Annotated in this window: 1 protein-coding gene; it reads right to left on the bottom strand. The window is 60.3% G+C overall.

The genetic code is table 11. The annotated features are described in order from the left end of the window. Positions 1–38: 38 nt before the first annotated feature. A partial coding sequence (locus AC1D0P_RS29795; protein ID WP_477680027.1) for a phosphoribosylanthranilate isomerase occupies positions 39–441 on the bottom strand: 403 nt, incomplete at its 5' end.

The raw sequence follows: 441 nt of genomic DNA, 5'->3' as shown, positions 1-441 counted from the left end.
GTGTATTGGGTTTGAAGGCCTCGTTCACTGATGTCTCCCTAGGCCGCCTGCATTGCCTGGCGCACGGCGGCGAAAAATGCGTCGATCATGTTCAAATCCTTGACGCCCGGGCTCGACTCCAGGCCGGAGGAGGCGTCGATGCCCCGCGGGCGGGCGATGCGCAGTGCTTCGCCGATATTGTCCTTGTTGAGCCCGCCGGACAAAAAATAGTCGATGGACGGGTCGAGGCCGACCAACAGGTTCCAGTCGAAGGACACGCCATTGCCACCTGGAAGTTCTGAATTCTTCGGCGGTTTGGCATCGAACAGGAACCGATTGGCAATCCCGTCATAGGGCTCGATCTTCCGGAGATCGTCGGCAGTCTGGATCGACAGTGCCTTGATCACCGGCAGGCCGGTCACGGCCTTGAGGTTGAGAATGCGCTCGGGCGTTTCCCTGCCG

It is taken from the genome of Polaromonas sp. P1_G2, assembly GCF_056405515.1.
The sequence above is the reverse complement of the archived record's forward strand: the minus strand, read 5'-3'. Positions and strand labels throughout refer to the sequence as shown.